General features: G+C 59.8%; 20 protein-coding genes. 16 read left to right on the forward strand and 4 right to left on the reverse strand.

All coding sequences use genetic code 11. The features are described from left to right. Positions 1–328 precede the first annotated feature (328 nt). Positions 329–1,420, reverse strand: a complete 1,092-nt coding sequence (locus NKI64_RS27485; RefSeq protein ID WP_352671269.1) for a hemin-degrading factor — start codon at positions 1,418–1,420, stop codon at positions 329–331. A gap of 30 nt (positions 1,421–1,450) precedes the next feature. After that, the gene (hemP, locus tag NKI64_RS27490) at positions 1,451–1,555 is read right to left on the reverse strand and encodes a hemin uptake protein HemP (RefSeq protein ID WP_023685012.1); all 105 of its coding nucleotides are present in this window, start codon (positions 1,553–1,555) and stop codon (positions 1,451–1,453) included. Between the two features lie 536 nt (positions 1,556–2,091). Here hemP and NKI64_RS27495 point away from each other — a divergent pair. The 16 genes from NKI64_RS27495 to NKI64_RS27570 all read left to right on the forward strand — a co-directional run bounded on the left by NKI64_RS27495 (position 2,092) and on the right by NKI64_RS27570 (position 17,256). Beyond that, positions 2,092–2,412 (forward strand): HesB/IscA family protein, encoded by a 321-nt coding sequence (locus NKI64_RS27495; protein ID WP_023672207.1) that lies wholly within the window; start codon positions 2,092–2,094, stop codon positions 2,410–2,412. A 443-nt stretch (positions 2,413–2,855) separates the two neighbouring features. Further along, positions 2,856–4,022, forward strand: coding sequence for a cysteine desulfurase NifS (gene nifS, locus NKI64_RS27500; protein ID WP_023672209.1), 1,167 nt, complete (start codon positions 2,856–2,858; stop codon positions 4,020–4,022). A 25-nt stretch (positions 4,023–4,047) separates the two neighbouring features. Continuing rightward, entirely contained in the window at positions 4,048–5,241 is a 1,194-nt protein-coding gene (gene nifV / locus NKI64_RS27505) for a homocitrate synthase (RefSeq protein WP_352671272.1), read from the forward strand. After that, positions 5,238–5,618: a nitrogenase stabilizing/protective protein NifW gene (nifW, locus tag NKI64_RS27510; RefSeq protein WP_023687348.1), complete on the forward strand. Its 381-nt coding sequence runs from the start codon at positions 5,238–5,240 to the stop codon at positions 5,616–5,618. Before nifV ends, nifW begins: the two co-directional genes overlap by 4 nt. Positions 5,619–5,802: 184 nt before the next feature. Continuing rightward, entirely contained in the window at positions 5,803–6,654 is an 852-nt protein-coding gene (locus NKI64_RS27515; RefSeq protein ID WP_023672212.1) for an electron transfer flavoprotein subunit beta/FixA family protein, read from the forward strand. A 17-nt stretch (positions 6,655–6,671) separates the two neighbouring features. Beyond that, positions 6,672–7,781, forward strand: a complete 1,110-nt coding sequence (locus NKI64_RS27520; protein WP_023685019.1) for an electron transfer flavoprotein subunit alpha/FixB family protein — start codon at positions 6,672–6,674, stop codon at positions 7,779–7,781. A gap of 10 nt (positions 7,782–7,791) precedes the next feature. Further along, positions 7,792–9,099: an FAD-binding protein gene (locus NKI64_RS27525; RefSeq protein ID WP_023712672.1), complete on the forward strand. Its 1,308-nt coding sequence runs from the start codon at positions 7,792–7,794 to the stop codon at positions 9,097–9,099. 11 nt (positions 9,100–9,110) lie between these two features. Continuing rightward, positions 9,111–9,410, forward strand: a complete 300-nt coding sequence (locus NKI64_RS27530) for a ferredoxin family protein (protein WP_023806340.1) — start codon at positions 9,111–9,113, stop codon at positions 9,408–9,410. Between the two features lie 51 nt (positions 9,411–9,461). Further along, positions 9,462–9,776 carry a hypothetical protein gene (locus NKI64_RS27535; protein ID WP_023672216.1) on the forward strand — a complete coding sequence of 105 codons (315 nt, stop codon included), beginning with the start codon at positions 9,462–9,464 and terminating at the stop codon, positions 9,774–9,776. Between the two features lie 375 nt (positions 9,777–10,151). Beyond that, positions 10,152–11,630, forward strand: coding sequence for a nitrogenase cofactor biosynthesis protein NifB (gene nifB / locus NKI64_RS27540; RefSeq protein ID WP_352671275.1), 1,479 nt, complete (start codon positions 10,152–10,154; stop codon positions 11,628–11,630). A 31-nt stretch (positions 11,631–11,661) separates the two neighbouring features. After that, positions 11,662–11,856: a 4Fe-4S dicluster domain-containing protein gene (locus NKI64_RS27545; RefSeq protein WP_023672218.1), complete on the forward strand. Its 195-nt coding sequence runs from the start codon at positions 11,662–11,664 to the stop codon at positions 11,854–11,856. Between the two features lie 98 nt (positions 11,857–11,954). Further along, the gene (locus tag NKI64_RS27550; protein ID WP_023672219.1) at positions 11,955–12,275 is read left to right on the forward strand and encodes a nitrogen fixation protein NifZ; all 321 of its coding nucleotides are present in this window, start codon (positions 11,955–11,957) and stop codon (positions 12,273–12,275) included. Beyond that, complete coding sequence (nifT, locus tag NKI64_RS27555; RefSeq protein ID WP_023672220.1) at positions 12,272–12,484, forward strand: putative nitrogen fixation protein NifT; 213 nt, start codon at positions 12,272–12,274, stop codon at positions 12,482–12,484. The genes NKI64_RS27550 and nifT overlap by 4 nt, the downstream gene beginning before the upstream one ends. 32 nt (positions 12,485–12,516) lie before the next feature. Next, a complete protein-coding gene (locus NKI64_RS27560) occupies positions 12,517–13,410 on the forward strand; it encodes an SIR2 family NAD-dependent protein deacylase (protein WP_352671278.1) in 894 nt (297 codons plus the stop codon). A gap of 85 nt (positions 13,411–13,495) precedes the next feature. Further along, entirely contained in the window at positions 13,496–15,364 is a 1,869-nt protein-coding gene (locus NKI64_RS27565; protein ID WP_352671281.1) for an ABC transporter ATP-binding protein, read from the forward strand. Continuing rightward, positions 15,364–17,256, forward strand: a complete 1,893-nt coding sequence (locus NKI64_RS27570) for an ABC transporter ATP-binding protein (protein ID WP_023727113.1) — start codon at positions 15,364–15,366, stop codon at positions 17,254–17,256. Before NKI64_RS27565 ends, NKI64_RS27570 begins: the two co-directional genes overlap by 1 nt. Positions 17,257–17,810: 554 nt before the next feature. Here the strand turns inward: NKI64_RS27570 and NKI64_RS27575 are convergent. Together NKI64_RS27575 and hisC are read right to left on the reverse strand one after the other, a co-directional pair. Beyond that, positions 17,811–18,851, reverse strand: coding sequence for an LLM class flavin-dependent oxidoreductase (locus NKI64_RS27575; RefSeq protein WP_352671284.1), 1,041 nt, complete (start codon positions 18,849–18,851; stop codon positions 17,811–17,813). Positions 18,852–18,939: 88 nt separating this feature from the next. Beyond that, positions 18,940–20,079, reverse strand: coding sequence for a histidinol-phosphate transaminase (gene hisC / locus NKI64_RS27580; protein WP_352671287.1), 1,140 nt, complete (start codon positions 20,077–20,079; stop codon positions 18,940–18,942). Positions 20,080–20,313: the final 234 nt, after the last annotated feature.

Below are 20,313 nucleotides of genomic sequence, written 5' to 3' on the forward strand. Positions count from 1 at the left end.
CAAGGATCGGGTGCGGTCCGAGAAGACCCGACGGCGCTTGCGCGAGACGATCGGAAATATCAAAAAGGCCAAGCCGCGCTTCGGTTCGGCGCTGATGGCGTATGCGTTTTATCGCTCGCAGGCGCTGCAAGGCTTTTCCGGCAGACGGCGATGCACTCGTGCGCACCGGTGCCGACCGGCGACCAGCTTGACTGTATAGATGCGGTCCATTCCGGCGTGCATCACCTGACCATGCGCATGCGCTACGACGGCATCCTTTCCGCTCATGGACCTAGATTTGCTCGCGAGCCGCTGTCGGAACGTGGTGCTGAGTCCTATCGCGGCCAATTCAATCCGAGGACCTGTCGGCAGTCAACACACCCCTGGAGGTCGGACCGGGAACGCGTGGCAGACTCTCGGCCAGAAACCGCCAGTCGCTGCCCTCGCGTTCGCCTTCCTTGCGCGTGCCGAAGAACTGGATGATCATCTTGCCGTCCGCGCCATAGGCTTCAATGGACGTAACGTGACCATCCCTCGTCGGCTTGCGCACGGCCCAGACCTCGCGGATGCGATGGGTCCTAAGATGCAGATGGAAGGTCTCTTCGAGCACATTGATCCGCGGCCCGATCTGCTTGACCGACCTGATCGGGCCGGAATGGATCTGAATGCAACCACGATTGCCGACAAAGCACATGATCGGCATCTCGTCTTCGGCCGCCTGTTGGAACAGGGCGCCAATGGCATCATTGTCGAGTATCCAGGCGTCATCCTCGTCGGCCATACGCATCGCCTGGCAGCGGCTGAGCTTCAGTGTCTTCAACATATGGTAGAACTGATGCACGTCGCTTAGCCGGCCCCAGTGCTCGCGTAGGTCGTCGACCGTGGTGGCGTGGTCTGGACTCACTGCGTTATCGCGCGCCCCGCTCGCCTCGAGCGATATGATCGGCTCCTGGTCGGGGGATACAAGCTCTGCCGTCAGATCCTGATAGGCCTGCAGGTTCGAGGCGGGCGTGAGATGAGCTTTGTGCATCGCCTCGCCGGTGGCATCAAAGAATTGCAGGCTGCGGCGGATCTCGGCCCCCTCGCGCTTCTCGACGGCGAAGCCATACGCCCACGCTTTCGGGAAGATGCGCAGGTCGATCTCGTCGCCGAGCAGTATGGCATGCTGGTTGCCGGTGACCACTTTGCCGTAGACGCCAATCTTTTGGTGCACGGCACTTTCGTTGCTGGTGACCGCCATCACCTCGCCGACCGCTTCGAGGCCGGTCAGCAGATCATCGACGCGCGGCTCGATGCGCACCGCGCCGTGACCACAATGCGCCGCGACCAACTCGGCTTCCGAAATGCCCAATCGAGCGGCGAGATCATGCTCCCGGATCTTCGGATTGTCTTTGCACGCCCGCCGGATTTCGTCGGGCGACGGTTTCTCGCGTTGGTCCATGCTTACCCCTGTTTCTACGACGTGTGAGGATCATCTGCCCTGCCCGGGAATCTTCAGCCGATAAGGCGCGCCGAAATGCTCGATCCTGATCTGCTGCTGGCCCATGAACAAGGTGTCGCTGGACAGCGTGCGCACGGCGTCGCACCGATGCGAAAACCGGCGAGCAGCCACATGCCGATGGCATCCCATCGAGCCGGTCGGCGGCTACTGGGCGGTGGTGAGCCAGTATGGATGTTGTCGCAATCGGCCAAGCGGGCATTCGGATGCCACGAGCGGCGCTGCTTTGCCAACAACGCGTATCTGACCACGGTCCTGACATGTTACTCCCTTGCTTCGCCCCATCCATCGCGATGGCACCCACGGCATGGTTGTGGATCGGCATGCTCTTGCCGTCTCGCCAAACGGAGCTTCAAAAACCGTGCCAATTGCGCCGAGGCAAGCTCAGAAGAAGTTCTGTCCTTGGTGATGTGAGTTCACCCAAGAACTCAGGCCAACATCCCTCGTGCCGGACCCGACAAACCCGACAGCACGTGTCGATTGGCCGACACCTTATCAGCAATCAAGAGGCACCAGTGCGAGAGATGCCGCGCTGTGTTGAAACGTTTTTTGGCTTTGGCACGGTGCATGCAACGTGATGGGCAAGCAGGTCGCGGACTGAGGAGAATGGAGCCATGATTACGCTCACCGACAACGCTGTTGCCGCCTTCAAGACTGCTCTTTGCCGTGCCAGCGAGCCGGCGGAAGGCTTTCGCATTATGGTCGAGGCCGGCGGCTGCGCAGGCTTCAAATACTTAATGGGCCTGGAGAGCGTGTCGCGCGAGGGCGACGCGATCACTGACACAGATGGGGTCAAGCTGTTCGTGGACGCGGGCTCCCAACCCCATGTAGCCGGCATGACCGTCGACTTCCTCACCGGGCTCCAATCTTCCGGTTTTGTCTTCGATAACCCCAATGCGCGCGAAAAGTGCGGCTGCGGCAAGTCCTTCAGTTAAGCGCCCGAAGCGCCTGTGTGGCCGACAGAGTGATTTTGCGGCAGAGGAGACTTATATGGCCGGCACAACAGATGTCCCCGTCCTAAAAAACAAGACAAGGTCAAAGCCGATCTCGGGACCGCCATTCGCTCCCAGTAGGATTCAAAGAACGTCGCCTCCCGAAGCAGCTCGGTTCCTGGTGGCACCCGAGCTGCTTGCGGACAAATCGCGCCGCTGCGCCAAATTCGGCTCATCGGTAGCGTTATCGCGTTCGGGCGTCCTTACCTGCCGGCTGACCTACGGCCACTGCGAACATGGTCCATATCGACGGAGATCCGGTTTACGTCAAACACTCCGGGCGCCTGCGCGCACTGCCAGTTCAAATGATCATCAACGGCATGCGCCAGAGGCTCAACGAGTCGGTCTAGCGCTCGCGTCATTCTGTTTAACTGAGGATCGCACCTATGAAGCCTGTCTACCTCGACAACAACGCAACCACACGGGTCGATCCTGAGGTCGTGCAAGCGATGTTGCCGTTCTTTAGGGATCAATTCGGCAACCCTTCGTCGGCACACGCTCTTGGCGCCTCAGTCAGTGCGGCGGTGAGAAAGGCGCGGAGGCAGTTGCAAGCTCTGATCGGCGCGGAGTTCGAGGATGAGATCACTTTCACCTCGGGTGGGACAGAAAGCGACAATGCAGCGCTTCTTTCAGCGCTCGAGGCGGCGCCCAACCGAACCGAGATCGTGACGTCCGCGGTCGAGCATCCCGCCGTGCTGACGCTCTGCGAGCATCTTGAGAAGACCCGCCGCCTCAAGGTGCACAGGATCCCGGTGGATTGCCGTGGTCGGCTCGATCTCGACGCCTATATGGCCGCCCTCACCCCACAGGTTGCAATCGTGTCAATAATGTGGGCGAACAACGAGACTGGTGTGATCTTCCCCGTGGCAAGGCTTTCCGAGTTGGCCAAGGAAGTGGGCGCCCTATTCCATACCGATGCTGTGCAGGCGGTCGGCAAGCTTCCGATGGACCTGAAGTCGACCGCAATCGACATGCTGTCGCTCTCCGGCCACAAGCTGCACGGGCCGAAAGGGATCGGTGCGCTTTTCGTAAAACGTGGCGTCGATTTCCATTCGCTGATCAAGGGGGGTCACCAAGAGCACAACCGGCGTGCTGGAACCGAGAATACGCCCGGCATAGCCGGGCTCGGCACGGCGGCCGAACTCGCCTTGAAATTCATGGACGACGAGACCACACGGGTAAAGTCGCTCCGCGATCGCCTGGAGGGCGGGATCCTCCAGCGCATCCCAAGCACCTGTGTCACTGGTGATCCCTTGCAACGGTTGCCCAACACCGCAAACATCTCCTTCGAACATGTCGAAAGTGATGGAATTCCACTTCTCCTCAGCCGCATTGGCATCGCGTGTTCCTCTGGCTCGGCCTGCACCTCCGGCTCTCTGGAACCAAGCCATGTCCTAAGCGCGATGAAAACGCCACACGCGGCAGTCCGCTTCTCCTTGGCGCGGGACAACAGCGAAGAGGACATCGACCGGGTGCTCGAGGTCATGCCGGGAATCGTGGGGAAGCTGCGCAGCTTTTCCGGTTCTGGGCCGGGTAGTCCGGTCTATGCGTGAGCCGCAGAAGAACAGGCTGCCTGTCATGACCGGTCATGTCTCCCTCAACGATACGACCTTGCGCGATGGCGAGCAGGCGCCGGGCGTCGCCTTCACCACGACGGAAAAGCTGGAGATCGCTGAGTCTCTTGCGGCGGCTGGCGTGACAGAGATCGAGATCGGCACGCCGGTCATGGGCGTCGATGAGATGGAAACAATTCGCGCCGTGGTAGCGCGGCGTCTTCCGGTTCGGCTCATGGCCTGGTGCCGGATGACGTCGTTGGATCTCGATGCAGCGATCGAGAGCGGCGTCCAAGCGGTCAATTTGTCGCTGCCTGCGTCGGACATCCAACTTGCCGCCAAGCTCGGCCTCGACAAGGCGGGAGCGCTCCAGGTCATCGATCATATGGTCAGGCGCGCCGCCGATGCCGGCTTCTTCGTCGCGGTGGGCTGCGAGGATGCCTCGCGGGCCAATCGGGATCATCTCGCCCGCGTCATCGAGACGGCCGCACGCGCCGGCGCAAGCCGCGTGAGGCTGGCCGACACAGTCGGTGTTCTCGACCCGTTTTCGACCTTCGAACTTGTCGCCCAGCTCGTGGTGCAGTCTCCAATCGACCTTGAATTTCATGCGCACAACGATCTCGGACTTGCTGGCGCCAACACGCTGGCGGCGATCCGCGCAGGCGCGCGCCATGCCTCCGTCACCGTCCTGGGGCTCGGCGAGCGTGCGGGCAATGCCGCGCTGGAGGAGGTGGCCGCCGCAATGGCAGTCTTCGACGGCGCAGACACCGGCATTGAGCTGACCGCATTGCCCGGCCTCGCCGCCCAGGTGGCTTGGGCCGCCCGCCGGCAGACCGCAGCCACTAAGCCGGTCGTCGGCGCCGATGTTTTCACCCACGAATCCGGCATTCACGTCGCAGGGCTGCTGAAGGACTCGCGTACTTATCAGGGGCTCGATCCGACTCTCGTGGGCCGCTGCCGGCGGATCGTCATCGGCAAGCATTCCGGCGCCACTGCGATTGCCCATGTGCTGAGCGAAAGCGGTCGCGATCTCGACCCGGATCTGGCAGCCGCGATGGTGGCCCGCGTCCGACGCGAGGCGGCCGAGACCAAATCGACCGTCACTGCAACTCGACTGGTCGAGCTCTACGATGGAATGTGCAGCGAGCCATCCCTCATCGAGCTGTGCGGGTCCAAGTCAGCCGTGCGCGAGCGCACAAAGGCCACAGTTTTGCGATGAATTGTTCCGCTGACAGCCGCCCCATGGATGTCACCGACATCCTCGCACGACTGAAGCGCTTGTCGGCTGCAGAGGAATTCTTCTCAGTCCTAGGCGTCGCCTATGACCCGAAGGTACTGAATGTCTCGCGGCTCCATATCATGAAGCGTGTGGGCCAATACCTCGCCGAAGAAGATTTCTCCGGTCTGCCCGACCAGGTGATTGCCGCGAGGGTGCGCGCGACGCTCGAACGAGCTTACGAGGACTTTGCGATTTCCTCGCCGCTCACGCATCGGATTTTCAAGGTGCTCAAGGACCACGATCCGAACAAACCTGCCGCGCCGGGTCACACCTTTGTTCCGTTCGACTCGGTACTGAAGCGGTTCGGACGGGAATGATCGGCGACAAGGGTGCGACGCGACAATGTCGAGCAGCCGCCAAATGCGGTCATCACCACAGCGCCGTCAGAAGCAACCAGCCGAAGTTGTAGGAAAGGGGAGCGCAAGAGACTTGGCACGAATAATGCGGACAAAGGAGATAACCGCAATGCCGGACCCGGACAGGAGCCTAGAGAAACCGCCAATGCACATCGTAATCTGCATCAAGCAGGTGCCGGACTCGGCACAGATAAGGGTCCATCCGGTCACGAACACGATCATGCGCCAGGGTGTTCCGACCATCATCAACCCTTACGACCTGTTCGCCCTCGAAGAAGCGCTCAGACTGCGCGACGCACATGGCGGCGAAGTCACTGTGCTCACCATGGGTCCGCCCATGGCAGAGGACGCGCTGCGCAAGGCGCTCGGTTACGGCGCCGACCGAGCGGTGCTCTTGACCGACCGCTATTTTGCCGGCTCCGACACGCTGGCAACCTCGTTCGCCCTTTCCCAGGCAATCGCGAAGATTGGCGAGACGTTCGGCACGCCAGACCTCGTCTTCACCGGCAAGCAGACGATCGATGGCGACACCGCCCAGGTCGGGCCCGGCATCGCCAAGCGCCTCGGACTCCTGCAACTGACCTATGTCGCGAAGATCCCTTCTGTCGACCTTGCTGCACGCGAGATCAAGGTCGAGCGCCGTTCCGAAGGCGGCACACAGATGCTGAAGAGCAGGCTCCCTTGCCTCATCACCATGCTGGAAGGCACAAACGAGATCCGCCGGGGCTCGATCCAGGACGCCTTGTGCGCCGCGCGCAGCCAGGTCTTGAAATGGAGCGCGGCCGACGCCGGCATTGAGGATCTCACCAAATGCGGCCTGCGCGGTTCACCGACGGTCGTCAAACGTGTTTTCGCCCCTCCTGCTCGAGCTGAAAAGGCGGCACAAATCGACACCGCCGAGAAGGCCTTGCGCGATGTCGCTGACGAACTCATCACCGCAATCTTCACCCGCCAGCCGGCGCTGGAACATGAGCTCGCCTTTAACGGCGGCGCGTGACGGCAAGGAGCAAAACGATGTCGACCGCGAACGGAGAAACCCCTCGCCCTGCCGCCGGCCGCGCCGGCATAAAGAAGGAATTGCCCGCCCATTTCAAGGACTATCGGCACGTTTGGGTTTTCATCGAGCTCGAACGTGGCGAGGTCCATCCGGTATCATTCGAACTGCTCGGCGAAGGCCGCAACTTAGCAGACAAGCTTCAGGTCCAGCTTGCAGGCGTCGTGCTTGGACCGCCGGGAGAGGCCGTCGGGAACGCCGTTGCCGAAGCATTCGCGTATGGCGCTGACCTTGTCTACATCGCCGAGGCGCCCCTGCTCGCCGACTATCGGAATGAACCTTTCACCAAGGCGCTGACGGATCTGGTCGATACCCACAAACCCGAAATCCTTCTTCTCGGTGCCACCACACTGGGCAGGGATCTTGCCGGCTCCGTGGCGACGACCTTGCAGACGGGGCTCACGGCCGACTGCACCGAACTCGATGTGGATACCGACAGTTCGCTCGCCGCCACGCGTCCGACTTTCGGCGGTTCCTTGTTGTGCACGATCTATACGCTCAATTTCCGCCCGCAGATGGCGACCGTGCGGCCGAGGGTCATGCCCATGCCGCAGCGGACGGATAAACCGGTCGGGCGGGTCATCCGGCACAAGCTTTCGCTTGCCGAGGACGAGATCGCTACCAAAGTCCTCGGCTTCCTGCCGGACAATCAGTCGGCGAAGGCAAACCTTGCCTATGCCGACGTCGTGGTTGCGGGAGGCCTTGGTCTTGGCGCGGCGGAGAACCTGCAGCTTGTGAAGAACCTCGCACGAGCAATCGGCGCCGAGCACGGCTGTTCGCGTCCGTTGGTCCAGAAGAGCTGGATGCCAGCTGATCGGCAGATCGGCCAAACTGGCAAGACGATCCGGCCGAAGCTTTACATAGCGGCCGGGATTTCCGGCGCCGTCCAGCATCGGGTTGGCGTGGAGGGGGCGGATCTCATCGTGGCCATCAACACCGACCCGAACGCGCCGATTTTCGATTTCGCTCACCTCGGAATCGTCACCGACGCGATCCGCTTCCTGCCCGCACTGACGGAAGCCTTCACCCGGCGGCTGTCGCCCCACAGTCGCGATAAGCTTTCGAGCTAAGGGGATGGACATGATCGAGGAAAACTTCGACGCCATTGTTGTTGGGGCAGGCATGTCCGGAAACGCAGCTGCTTACACCATGGCCAGCCATGGCCTGAAGGTGCTGCAGTTGGAGCGGGGTGAATATCCGGGCTCCAAGAATGTCCAGGGTGCCATCATGTACGCCAACATGCTGGAGAAGATCATCCCGGATTTCCGGGATGATGCGCCTCTCGAGCGGCATTTGGTTGAACAGCGGCTTTGGGTGATGGACGACACATCCCATACAGGGATTCACTATAGGTCGGACGACTTCAATGAGGCGAAGCCCAACCGGTACACGATCATCCGTGCCCAGTTCGATAAATGGTTTTCGCGTAAGGTGCGCGCGGCCGGCGCGACCGTTCTGTGCGAGACGACCGTGACGGAACTCATCCGTGATGCCAATGACAGGGTGATCGGCGTCCGCACAGACCGGGCAGGCGGAGCCATCTACGCGGACGTGGTCGTTCTCGCAGAAGGTGTGTGCGGACTGCTTGGCACTCGAGCCGGCCTGCGCGAGATGCCAAAGCCGCAAACCGTGGCCCTCGCCGTCAAGGAAATGCATTTCTTGCCCGAAGAGGTCATTGAGCAGCGGTTCGGCGTAAAGGGCGATGAGGGCTGCGTGATCGAGGCGGTGGGCACGACCTCCCGCAGCATGGCCGGGCTCGGCTTCCTCTATACCAACAAGGAGTCCATCTCACTGGGCATTGGCTGCCTCGTCTCCGATTTTGCCGCGATGGTCGAGAGCCCCTACGTTCTCCTTGATGCCTTGAAGAGCCATCCTTCGATCCGGCCGCTGATCGCCGGCTCGGAAGTGAAAGAATATTCCGCACACCTCATTCCCGAAGGCGGCTACAAGGCTATTCCGCAGCTCTTTGGCGATGGTTGGGTCGTGGTCGGCGATGCCGCGCAACTGAACAACGCCATTCACCGCGAGGGTTCGAACCTCGCCATGACCTCCGGCCGCATTGCGGCTGAGGCAATCGTCGAGGTCAAGAGCCGCAACGGTCCGATGAACAAACGGAATCTCGCCCTTTACAAAGCCATGCTGGACAAGTCCTTCGTGGTCAAGGACCTGAGGAAATACAAAGACATGCCGGCCTTGCTCCACACCAATTCATGCAATTATTTCACGACTTATCCGCGGTTGATGTCGCAAGCTGCGCAGAACTTCATGCGTGTCGACGGCACGCCGAAGATCGAGAAGGAAAAGGCGACCACGGCGGCCTTCATCAAGGCGCGCTCGCGCTGGGGGCTGGTCAGCGACGCGGTCCGCCTTGCATTGGCGTGGCGCTGAGGGGAGACGAAATGACCAGCGCAGCGACGAAGTCACGTGTCGAGGACAAGCTTTACCAGAACCGCTACTTGGTGGATTCCGGCCGCCCGCACATCAAAGTGCGACCGCACCAGAAGCCGAGCGCGAATTTGCTCGCGCTGACCCACGTCTGCCCGGCGAAATGTTATGAGTTGAACGACAAGGGTCAAGTGGAGATCACTGCCGACGGCTGCATGGAGTGCGGCACCTGCCGGATTTTGTGCGGGACGACTGGTGAGATCGAGTGGAACTATCCACGCGGCGGTTTCGGAATCCTCTTTAAATTCGGATGACCGGCGCACGCATGCCCTAAGCAGATACCGCGCTCAGGGACTCTACGATATGTGAAGGTGCTGACCGCGCCAAGCGAGCTGGAGATTACGCTCGCCATACGCTGGGCAATTGTCGTGAACGTCCTGCCCACGTTTCTGCAGACGGGTGATGGAGAAGTCGTCGTCTGGACGCTGAAGGAGAGCCGGAGATTGCCGCCACTGCCGGCAACACCCACGCACCTCAATCAGGCACTCGCCGCCTCATACCACAGGCTGTACCAGATCGAGCGGATTGCGGCTGCCGGCCAGTCGCATCGGCGCCTCCGCAGCAAGGTATCTCCCCTTACGGCCGGCGTCCGAACCATGCCGCTTGTCGCCCGCATCTGACGGAACGCTAGTGGCTGATCGACGCGATTGACAAGGCCGGTTGGGTTTTGCCAGGGCGGCTCGTAATCCTGGCCTCACGCCCTGGATAATCGGCTACGCCCTGCGCCGGCATGGTATCAAGGTTAAGAAATTCGGGACGTCGTGATGACGTCAAGCGTAAGCAGCCCGGAGTGGTCTCGCTCACACTCTGCGCGCCCGAGGCTGCTAAGCCTCGCGACCCTATTTGCCTGTCCACTGTCGTAAGCCCGACAGGTGTGTCGGAGCAATCCGAAGGAATGTGACACGGGAAGCCTATTCAATGAACCGAAACAGCTCTTTGGGCTGGCATAGCTCTTGCGCTTTGAACTGCGACATCACGCAGCAACGGAGCCGTTCATGTCTGCACCGGCAATTTCGCTTGAGAGCCTCAGCACGACATTCGGTGACCAGTTGCTTGGCACCATGAAACTCGGGGGCTGCGCGTCTTCGTCCTGCGGCTCGTCGACAAAGCCCGACGACACGGATCCGGCTGTCTGGGAGAAGATCAAGGATCACCCCTGCTTTTCAGAAGAGGCGCATCACTATTTCGCGCGTATGCACGTCGCGGTCGCGCCGGGCTGCAACATCCAGTGCAACTACTGCAATCGCAAATTTGACTGCGCCAACGAAAGCCGGCCTGGGGTGGCCTCTGAAAAGCTGACGCCCGATCAGGCGCTACGCAAGGTGATCGCGGTCGCCAATGAGGTGCCGCAGCTTTCCGTGCTCGGCATCGCCGGACCGGGCGACGCCTGCTACGACTGGAAGAAGACGAAGGCGACCTTCGCCAGGGTCGCCAGGGAAATCCCAGACATCAAGTTTTGCATATCCACGAATGGGCTGGCGCTGCCCGACCATGTCGATGAGCTTGCTGACATGAATGTCGATCACGTGACGATCACGATCAACATGGTCGACCCTGAGGTCGGTGCAAAGATCTATCCTTGGATCTTTCACGATCATCGCCGCTACGTCGGCATTGAAGCCACCCGGATCCTGCACCAGCGGCAGATGTTGGGCCTGGAGATGCTGACCGCGCGGGGCATCCTCACCAAAATCAACTCGGTGGTGATCCCGGGCGTGAATGATGAGCATCTGATCGAGGTGAATAGATGGATTAAGGAGCGAGGCGCGTTCCTGCACAACCTTATGCCGCTGATTTCGGACCCGGCCCACGGCACGCACTACGGTCTGAGCGGGCAGCGCGGCCCAAACGCAATGGAGATGAAGGCTCTTCAGGATCGTGTCGAAAACGGCGCCCAGTTGATGCGCCACTGCCGGCAGTGCCGGGCAGATGCCGTGGGCCTGCTCGGAGAAGATCGTGGCCAGGAATTCACAGTCGACCGGATTCCCGGCGAGGTCACCTACGATGCCAGCAAACGCAAGGCCTATCGGGAGCTGGTCGCGGAGGAGCGCCGTGATCACGTCGAGGCTAGGAGAGAAGCGATCGGATTGGTCAAGGCAGCGAGCCCCGGCAAGTCCCTTCTCTTCGCGGTGGCGACCAAGGGCGGCGGCCGCGTCAATGAGCATTTCGGCCATGCGAAGGAATTCCAGGTTTATCAAGCCTCGCTGAAAGGGATCAGCTTCGTCGGGCATCGGAAGGTGGACAAGTATTGCCTTGGCGGTTGGGGCGCAGAAGCCGCCCTCGATGGCGTCATCGCAGCGCTTCAAGGCATAGATATCGTGCTGTGCGCCAAGATTGGAAATTGCCCGCAGGATCAGCTCGCGGAGGCTGGAATCAGAGCCACCGACGCCTGTGCCCATGACTATATCGAGACAGCAATCAGCGCGATTTACATCGCCGCATCTGGGACCCCCACACTCGCGGCGACGGCCTGAGCTGTCTCATTCATTCGGACCAGGAGTTAAAATGGCTTTCAAGATCATCGCATCCCAATGCACCCAATGCGGCGCCTGCGAATTCGAATGTCCTTCCGGCGCGATCAAGTTCAAAGGCGAGAGCTACGTGATCGAGTCACAGAAGTGCACCGAATGCGAGGGGGTCTTCGATGCGCAGCAATGTGCCTCGGTATGTCCGGTGCCGAAGACCTGCGTTCCTGCGTAACGGACATTGGACTGCCGACATGGTTGGGGGCTGCCTACGCAGGACGCCTGGAGCGCCTTGTTCGCAATCTCAGCCGCAAGAGAAATCAGGGAACGGACATGTCGCTCGGACGCGAAGAGGAGATCGAAATCCGCAGGCCTCCACGATTCATGCCGGGAGAGCGGGTACGTGCCACTCGCCACATAAAGAATGACGGCACCTATCCTGGCAGGGAGATCGGCGAAAATCTCGTGCGGAAGGGGGACGAGGGATATGTGCGCGACATTGGCACCTTTCTCCAGCAGTTCTTCATCTATGCGGTCGAGTGGATCGACCGTGGCACCGTAGTCGGTATGCGAGCGCGTGAACTGATGAGCCTCGACGAGGCCGAGGCGCCCTGCAGTGCTGAAAGCAATACCAATGAAGGGACGGCCAGATGAAAGTCATGATCCGCAGGACCGATGCTGGTTTGTCAGCGTATGTCCCCAAAAAGGACCTCGAAGAGCCGATCATCAAACTCGAGAAGGAAGAGTTGTGGGGCGGAACGGTCACGCTCAGGAACGGGTGGCGGCTCCTCCTACCCGATCTCCCACATGATACGCGTCTGCCGATCACCGTCGAGGCAAGGAAGATTTCCGAAGAGGGCTGATGCTGCCCCTAGGTGCGTCGCGAGGAAACGAGATGAACACGATCCTGACATCGGGCCACCTCGTCATTGTGCGGGACAGTTTTGCTGAAAAGCTGCTTGACCTGGCGAAGGAAGCGCTCGCCGCCGATGAGGTGATCCCCTATCTCGGTCCGGGTCTTCTTGAGTTGAACTGTGTGGAACCGCCTGTGCCGCATACCCCGGAGGTTGTTGCCGCGGCACTCAATGCACGGGCTCCAGCCCCTTCCAGGATCCGCACCAATATGTGGTCGGTTGCACAGTTCATTGAACAGCGCCGGCATCGCCGGACGCTTCAAGCTTGGATGACCGACATATTCGCAGCGCCGGTGGGGCCGACCCCCTTCCACGCCTGGCTCGCAAGGCTGCCACTCTCCCTCATCATCGACAGCTGGTATGACAGCGCGATGCGCACGGCTCTGGTAGAGACCGGTCGAACGGACGTCCTTGAGATACAAGGCGTCACGCGCGCGAATGAAACCGGCAACATTTGGACGAAAACCTACGATTTGTCCGGGAGGGAGCTCGACCCCCGATTGGGGGCCAAGACGGTTCTCTATTCACCTCACGGGAGTATTACGCCCGCGCAAAACTTTCTCGTCGCAGATTCCGACTACGTCGAAGTCCTGTCCGAAATTGATATCCAGACACCGATCCCAGACGCTGTGAAGGAACGGCGCATCACCCGTGGATTTTTCTTCGTTGGCTGCCGCTTCAACGATCAGATGCTGCGCACCTACGCCAGACAGATCATGAAGCGCTCCCGCGGTCCCTATTGCACCGTAATGGACGCGGAAACCCTGACCAGAAACGAAGCGCGTTTTCTTGCGGCAAGCGGAATCACGGTGATCGACATGCCACTAAGTCAAGCGGCGGCTCGGCTTGTGGGAACGGGCACGGCTGCAGGTTGAGGACGGGATTAACAATGGCGGATGCCTTTGATGATGTCTGCTTCGGCTTTCCTCGAAGGCGCAAAATGCAGTCGGGAATACACCCGTGAACAGTGAAGCTGTCAGCGGCGCAACGAACGCACTGAATTCGTTGGCCCATGTTGAAGCGGCGCGCTGGGGCCGGGATTTGAGTACGCTGTTGCGCATCACGCGTATGAATCTGCGCCATCCGTGGCAGGTCGCCCTCGCTATGGGCTCGACGATCATGGCGGCAATCCTCCAGTTGCTCATTCCCCAGCTTCTCGGCCGGGCTGTCGACCAGACCCAGACAGCTATCGGGGGCGGTGTCGCGGGGGCTGCGGCAGGACAAGCGCTCTGGGCCCCGGCTCTCCTGCTGCTCGCCGTCAGCGCGCTACGCGGCGTTTTCACGATGGCGCAGAACTATTTTGCCGAAGCCGTCGGGCATCATGTCGCGTACGAATTGCGGCTCGCCTACTACGACAAGATCCAGCGTCTCAGCTTTTCCTTTCACGACCGGGTCCATTCAGGCGATCTGATAACCGCCGGAATGCTCGATCTCGAAGGCGTGCGGATGTATTTTTCCACCGGGCTCATGCGGGTGCTCCTGCTGACGATGCTGATCGGGATTGGCGCTTACATGATGATCTCGACCGATCCAATGCTCGGCTTGGCCGCGCTCAGCTTCGTGCCTTTTGTCGCTTGGCGCTCATCGACCACACAGCTTAGGCTGCGCGCCACCTGGCTCGACCTCTATGAGCGCCTTTCGGTACTAAGCCGCGTGATGAAGGAAAATCTCGCAGGTATCCGCGTGGTCCGCGCTTTTGCGGCTCAATCCTATGAGATGCTGAAGTTCGACGGCGCTTCCAAGAACGCGCTCGACCTCGCCAACGATCTCGTTGACATCTACGTACCCAACACGTCGGCGATGACCTTGTCCTACTTTTTCGCAATGGGATTGGTGCTTGGGATCGGTGGCAACAAGCTCGTCGCTGGCGAGATCAGCGTCGGAACCATGGCGACCTTCCTGACCTTCATGACCATGCTGCAAATGCCAGTCCGCCAGATCGGTCTCATGGTCAATGCGTTTGCCCGCGCTTCTAGCTGCGGTTCGCGGCTTTTCGGTCTCCTCGATCAGGAGATCACCATCAGGGATGCTCTCGAGGCCAGACCGCTTGAGATAAGTGACGGCACTCTGCGCTTCCACAATGTCTCATTTGCCTACCCCAACGCCGAAGACCGCGCCATTCTGAAGAACCTCAGCTTTGAGGCCCGGAGAGGCGAGACGATCGCGATCGTCGGTCCGCCGGGTTCCGGCAAATCGACGATGGCTCATCTGGTCCCCCGCTTTTACGACGTGACCGGTGGCGCCATCACGTTGGACGGCCAGGACATACGCAATGTCACCCTCGAGAGCCTTCGCAAGGCGGTCGCGGTTGTACAGCAGGATGCGTTCCTATTCACCACAACGATCGAGAACAACATCGCTTATGGCGATCCCTGGGCGAAGAGACAGCGAATTGAACGCGCTGGAGAATTCGCCCAGCTCCACGACTACATCCTCCGGCTCCCGGCAGGGTATGAGACGGTCGTGGGCGAACGCGGCGTTTCTCTCTCTGGCGGCCAGCGCCAGCGTCTCACGATTGCTCGCACCATGATGCTGCGCCCCTCCGTCATCATTTTCGACGACTCGATGGCCGCGATCGATGCCGGCACCGAGCTGCGCATTCGCGCGGCGATGCGGCGCTTCGCAAAGGATCGGGTGACGATCATCATCGCGCACCGGCTGAGTGCGCTTAAGCATGCCGATCAAATCCTTTTTGTCGATAAAGGCGAAATCGTAGAACGCGGCACGCATGAAGAGCTTCTGGCGAAGCGGGGACGCTACAGGGCCCTTTACGATCTCCAGACGTGCCCGGGTGATAGCATTATTAGCCAGGATGGGGGCGCCCGCTGATGGACCAGGGCCGCGGCGAACTCGAAGCCGAACCTGACGACGGGAGACGCCCTCCGCGCGCGGTCGTCGGCTCGCACCGGATCGAGGAGGAGATGTTCGGCCGGGCTTTCGACAAGAGCATCCTCCGTCGCATCTGGGGCTTCGTCCATCCCTACCGGGCAAAGGTAGTTGTCACGATTGTCGCGATGCTGATCTTCACCGGGACGCAGCTTCTCATCCCCTTGATCATCCGCTACGCGATCGACCTCGGCATGAACCCGGCAAGGCCCGATCGCTCAGCCCAGCTTGCGGCCGTCGGCGCGTTCCTTTCGGCGATTTTGGTCAATTTCGCCGCCGGCTACATGCAGGAAGCCTTGGATGGGAAAATGGCCGAAACTGTCCTGTTCGACATCCGCCGCGCCATGTTTGGCCATCTGCAAAAGGTTTCGCTCTCTTTCATGGACAAGACCGAGGTCGGACGCCTGATGTCGCGCCTGCAAGGCGACGTTAACTCTATACAGGAGTTCCTGGAAACCTCGGTATATTCCCTAGGCGATGTTGCGCTTCTCTTCGGCATCGTTTTCGTAATGCTGTGGCTCGACTTTCGCCTCGGCCTCCTGACGCTATCGGTTCTGCCGATCCTGGTGATCGTCCGCATTGTCTGGTTGCCGCGTGCCCGCGACGCCTTCATGGCTGCACACGAAACCAATTCCGTCGTCAATGGCGCGCTGGCCGAAGCCATTCACGGCGTGCGGACCATACAGTCAATGGACCGCCAGCAGGTGAATTTCAGTCTTTTTGACGATCGGGCCCATGCCAACCTCAGGACCCACCTGATCGCTGCCAGATATGCACTGGTCATGGTGCCCATCGTCGATGGCATCACCGGCCTCGCCTTGGCCGCCGTTATTGTGGTCGGCGGCTCGATGGTCATGAATAGCCGTATAGATGTGGGCGTGTTGGTAGCCTACCTATTTTACATCCAGCGCTTCTTTGACCCGATCCGCTCACTCACCCTGCAATATTCGGTCATGCAGCGCGCCATGGCCTCAGGCAAGCGCCTGACGGATGTGCTCGACGTGAAGATCGATGTTAAGGACAAACCCAATGCCGAGGTGCTTTCGCCCGAAATGGACGGCTCGGTCGAGTTTAGGGACGTCACCTTCGGCTACGATCCGAACCGTTCGGTTCTGAAAAATGTCTCGTTCAAGGTCAATCCGGGCGAGACGGTCGCACTAGTCGGACCGAGCGGTTCTGGCAAATCGAGTGCGATGGCCCTGGTTCACCGCTTCTATGATGTTCAGCAGGGTCAGGTGCTGGTCGGCGGACATGATGTACGCGACCTCACCCAGGAATCGCTCGGCCGCCAGGTCGCCATGGTGCTGCAGGAGCCATTCCTGTTCACCGGGACGGTCTTCGAGAACATTCGATACCAGAAGACGGAAGCCACGCGCGACAAGGTGATCGAGGCGGCCAAGGCTGTCGGCGCGCATGACTTCGTCATGAGCCTCGCCGACGGGTATGAGACCCAACTTGGCGAACGCGGCGACAACTTATCTCTCGGCCAGCGCCAGCTTATCAGTTTCGCCCGCGCCCTCGTCGCTGACGCCAAGATCCTCGTGCTCGACGAAGCTACCGCCAATATCGACAGCTACACGGAATTGCAGATTCAGAAGGCTCTGATCAAGCTGCTTGAAGGGCGGACTGGCCTCGTCATCGCCCACCGTCTCGCCACGGTCCGGGGGGCCGACCGCATCATCGTGCTTCAGAATGGCCAAGTTATTGCGACTGGCAACCACGATGAGTTAATAGCCATGGGCGGCCTGTATTCCAAACTCTACTATCTCAACTACGCCTCCTTCGACGACCTTCCCGAACACGATACCACCGTCCAAGCTGGCTCTCAGACCTGACATCTTGGCGGCCTTGTGGTAGTGGCGTTGACTTTCGGGCGTGTCGGCAGACCACTCAGGCCACCGCATCCGGCCAGCAGCCAGCACTCAAGAACGAGCACTCCTCGCAATTCGTGAAGACCGGCTGCGAACGATTTCCTCCAGCATCGTATCCGACCGCGGTGCACCACCATCATCGGGCGAGCTCGCTGGAGGTGTTGGCTGGGCGTCGCAAAGCCGCTCGCGAGCGCGCCCTCAATAGCGCCGTAGCGAGTGACGGCTTTGCCACCGACGGGCCGCTGATGAAGCTGGATTAGTGGGCGCCGCACCGACGCCGCCCCGGGCGAGAAGAACCTCCTGCGGCTGGCTATGGGCAACGACTAGCGCCAGCGCGACGAGCAGACGCGTGCCGGCATCGTGACGCGCTCGGCTACCCTCTCCTTAGGATCGTGCATGTTCACACGATGGCCCAGACGCCAGCCAACGCACAAGCTGGTATTCTGTGCCGCCTGCTCGTCGTCAGTTTGGCCTCGTCCCGATTGCCCGCCCCACCACGTGCAAGCTCGAGCACATGGTCAGCCAAGTCGAGCCATGATTTCGGACTGAATGGTCCTCGCGGTGTAAAGGGAAGCATCTAGCGGCAGATTTCCAAATGCCATTTGACAAAGCAGGTAGTTGGCACCTGCCTCTTCCAACTGATCTAGCAGAGCTTTTCGCACAGACTCTGCTGATCCTACCACGCACAATTCACTCTCGACTGCCGCATCGAAGGTTAGCGGCAAGTTTGGTGGAGTGGGGATAGCGTTAAGCTCGTAAAGGAATTGGAAGCTCTTGAGCCAGCGTGCGTAAGCAGGTGCCGCGAGCGAATAGGCATGTGTGTCACAACGCCCAATCACGACCATGCGGAGCAATCCGACAAATCTCCCTTGATCCCCCCCGCCTGCGTTGTCCTCTCGATAGGCGCGGAACGAATCAGTAGTTTTGCGAACAGAAGAGGAAGGTCCTACACACGCGATATTTGTTCCATTCGCAGCGGCCCAAGCTGTGGACTCGGGTCGATTGGCAGCGACCCATGTGGGCGGATGTGGACGCTGATGAGGTCTTAGCGTCAAAGGAACGTCATTGAGATCAAAATGGCGGCCTTGATAGCATAGCGTGCCGACCTCCCTCGAATTCACAAGTATTTGCATAAGAATTTCGCTGGCTTCGGCATAACGGCCCGGCACCGCGTCCGCACCAATCCCGAAGTAGCCCAATTCGGTCGGGAGAGCACCGCGCCCTATGCCCAGTTCGAGCCTGCCACCGCTCAACTGGTCCAGCATACAGATCTCTTCGAACGCACGCAGCGGATGATAAAGCGCAAGCAGCATCACCAAGGGTCCGAGACGCAAGCGCCGGGTGCGCTGGGCGACGCTCGATAAGAACAGATTCGGCGATGGACCTCTCCCATGGGGAGTACAGTGGTGTTCTGCGAGATGATAGGCATAGAACCCTAGCTGATCGCACGCCTCTGCTAATATCAGGCGATCTTCGTACTGCCGGCCTATATCGCGGCCATCCTCATCCAAATGATCGAAGATGCCGAAAGCCAGGTTTGAAGGAAAGACGTTTGTCACTCTTTAAGTCCCCGATTTTAAAAGCAGGCTGTTTTCTTGCTGGGATCACCAGCAAGTCGGAAGAGATGTGTGTGATCGCCGATTAGCGTCAGCGTAACGAAGAAGCAGAGCCTGACGCTTCCCTGCCTCTGGAGCTTGGCACCGTTAAGCTTCCAGCAATGTCGCCAGCGGCAGCAAGAAATTCATCCATCTGCTCTTTTGTGCCGATGCTGACGCGGATACAGTGTTCCAAGCCTTTGTCCGGAAAAAACGCGACAAGTATCTTTTGCCTCTCCAATGCTGCTTGCCACCATGAGCCGTCCTGTCCCGCGGGCACACGGGCCAGCAAGAAATTTGCGCGGGAGGGTGTTACGGAAAATCCGAGTTGCGATAGTGCAACTGTCACTCGCTCTCGTTCATCCTTGATGTGCTTGTGGTTGTCTGCGTAGGCGCCGCGATGCGCAAGCACGCTGATACCAACGGCATGCCCGATCACGTTCATGTTGAAGACGTTCTGGATGTTTCGCAGCCTTCCAATAATTTCAGGGTGACCGAAACCGAAACCGACGCGAATGCCGGCGGCGGCATAGCTTTTCGAGAATGACCTCAAGACCAGAAGGTTCGAATACCGGTTGATGAGGCGCAGTCCGTGATCGGGTGCAAAGTCGACGTAGGCCTCATCGAGGACAATCAAGCGGTCCGATTGTGCTACGAGGCGTTCGATATCGCTTATCGGGAGGAATGTTCCGGTCGGATTGTTTGGATTGGCCAACATAATAAACTTGGCGTCTTTTGCCGGACCAGAAAGCAATTGCTCCATTGGCAGGGAATGAGCTTGACATCCGATTTCGAGGAACTCAGCGCCCTGGAGCATGGCAAGTTTGCGGTTGAACGAAAACCCTGGCGACATCATCGCAACCTTGTCGCCGGGTGCGAGGAAAGCTCTGTAGATCAGTCCGAGCAGTTCAGACGACCCGTTGCCAGCGATGACCTGATCCCTGGAAACGCCATAGGCGCTGGACGCTGCTTCCCTCAGTCTGAAGTTATCGTCATCCGGATATAGATACTGGCGCTTGAGGGCCGCCACTGCACTTTGCATTATGATTGGCGGCAACGGAAACGGGTTCTCATTCGTATTCAGCTTGATAAAATTTGCGTCCGGCGCTGGTCCGTTGGACGGCAGAGCATCCAACTGTCGTGTCACTTGCGAAAGAGCCGAAAGCACAGTTTGCAGTTTTACGTCGGACATATTTAACTCCGTTTCAGTCACACAGGGGCATCCGCATGAGCTCGCAACGAGAGCAACATGGCGGACGGGATTGGACGATGGCAGGGTTGCCTTCCACACAATGGTCGCAGCGCCGGCTGACATGGGAATTCAGCCACCTGTCCTCGGTCGAATCGAGTTGACGCGCACGCGGATCTGCATCGCTGCGCGGCGCCAAGGCGCTAAGCTGCTCAGCTCATGCCCAGGGTCATGCTT

The organism is Mesorhizobium sp. M0478 (genome assembly GCF_040321305.1).
GTDB lineage: Bacteria > Pseudomonadota > Alphaproteobacteria > Rhizobiales > Rhizobiaceae > Mesorhizobium.

Bases quoted from the DNA above. Each gene is read 5' to 3' on its own strand.
- nifS (WP_023672209.1), top strand. From the start codon at position 2,856: ATGAAGCCTGTCTACCTCGACAACAACGCAACCACACGGGTCGATCCT.
- NKI64_RS27550 (WP_023672219.1), top strand. From the start codon at position 11,955: ATGTCGCTCGGACGCGAAGAGGAGATCGAAATCCGCAGGCCTCCACGA.
- nifW (WP_023687348.1), top strand. From the start codon at position 5,238: ATGAATTGTTCCGCTGACAGCCGCCCCATGGATGTCACCGACATCCTC.
- NKI64_RS27525 (WP_023712672.1), top strand. From the start codon at position 7,792: ATGATCGAGGAAAACTTCGACGCCATTGTTGTTGGGGCAGGCATGTCC.
- NKI64_RS27485 (WP_352671269.1), bottom strand. From the start codon at position 1,420: ATGGACCAACGCGAGAAACCGTCGCCCGACGAAATCCGGCGGGCGTGC.
- NKI64_RS27545 (WP_023672218.1), top strand. From the start codon at position 11,662: ATGGCTTTCAAGATCATCGCATCCCAATGCACCCAATGCGGCGCCTGC.
- NKI64_RS27495 (WP_023672207.1), top strand. From the start codon at position 2,092: ATGATTACGCTCACCGACAACGCTGTTGCCGCCTTCAAGACTGCTCTT.
- nifT (WP_023672220.1), top strand. From the start codon at position 12,272: ATGAAAGTCATGATCCGCAGGACCGATGCTGGTTTGTCAGCGTATGTC.
- NKI64_RS27530 (WP_023806340.1), top strand. From the start codon at position 9,111: ATGACCAGCGCAGCGACGAAGTCACGTGTCGAGGACAAGCTTTACCAG.
- hisC (WP_352671287.1), bottom strand. From the start codon at position 20,079: ATGTCCGACGTAAAACTGCAAACTGTGCTTTCGGCTCTTTCGCAAGTG.
- nifB (WP_352671275.1), top strand. From the start codon at position 10,152: ATGTCTGCACCGGCAATTTCGCTTGAGAGCCTCAGCACGACATTCGGT.
- NKI64_RS27570 (WP_023727113.1), top strand. From the start codon at position 15,364: ATGGACCAGGGCCGCGGCGAACTCGAAGCCGAACCTGACGACGGGAGA.
- NKI64_RS27560 (WP_352671278.1), top strand. From the start codon at position 12,517: ATGAACACGATCCTGACATCGGGCCACCTCGTCATTGTGCGGGACAGT.
- NKI64_RS27520 (WP_023685019.1), top strand. From the start codon at position 6,672: ATGTCGACCGCGAACGGAGAAACCCCTCGCCCTGCCGCCGGCCGCGCC.
- NKI64_RS27515 (WP_023672212.1), top strand. From the start codon at position 5,803: ATGCACATCGTAATCTGCATCAAGCAGGTGCCGGACTCGGCACAGATA.
- nifV (WP_352671272.1), top strand. From the start codon at position 4,048: ATGACCGGTCATGTCTCCCTCAACGATACGACCTTGCGCGATGGCGAG.